This is a genomic window from Mycobacterium sp. E3339, assembly GCF_001666915.1.
In the GTDB taxonomy this organism is placed as follows: Bacteria; Actinomycetota; Actinomycetes; order Mycobacteriales; family Mycobacteriaceae; genus Mycobacterium.
Genome location: NZ_LZIZ01000199.1, coordinates 1 through 786, shown reverse-complemented (window position 1 = coordinate 786; position 786 = coordinate 1). Strand labels below are relative to the sequence as shown.

Genomic DNA, 786 nt, shown 5'->3' with positions numbered 1-786 from the left:
GTTCTGCCAGGCGAGGACGACTTGGATCAGGGGGTGATGGCTGAGGCTGCGGGTGGGACCCAGCCGCTCCACCAAGACCTCAAAGGGCACGTCCTGATGCTCATAGGCGGCCAGACTGCGCTGCTGCACCTGCGCCAACAACTCCGCCACCGTGGGATTGCCCGACAAATCCGTACGCAACACCAACGTATTGACAAAAAACCCGACCAACTCATCCAACGCCGGATCACGACGCCCCGCGATCGGAAACCCCACCGCCACATCCGAAGTCGCACCCAGCTTGGCCAACAACACCGCCAACGCCGCCTGCACCACCATAAAACTCGTCGCATTATGCGCACCGGCCACCGCCCGCACCCGCTGCTGCAACACCGCGGGCCACCCCACCTCCACCCGCGCACCCCGATAATCAGCCACCACCGGATACGCCCGATCCGTCGGCAACTCCAACCGCTCCGCCATCCCCGCCAACGCGTCCTGCCAATACGCCAACTGCGCCGCAATCACACTGTGCGGATCATCCAAATCCCCAAACACCGCCCGCTGCCACAACGTGTAATCCACGTACTGCACCGCCAACGGCGCCCACCCCGGCGCACCCCCCGCACACCGACTCGCATACGCCACCCCCAAATCACGCACCAACGGCGAAATCGACCATCCATCAGCAGCAATATGATGAGCCACCGCCACCAACACATGCTCATCAGCCGCCACCCGAAAAACCGTCGCCCGCAACGGAATCTCCACAGCCAAATCAAACGAATAACACGCCGCCGACTCAAC

1 protein-coding gene is annotated in these 786 nt (G+C 63.0%); it reads right to left on the bottom strand.

Going from position 1 to position 786, the window contains the following annotated elements; genetic code table 11:
* Positions 1-786, bottom strand: a 786-nt coding sequence (locus A5702_RS18760) for a condensation domain-containing protein (protein WP_231965095.1), incomplete at both ends; no start/stop codon positions are given.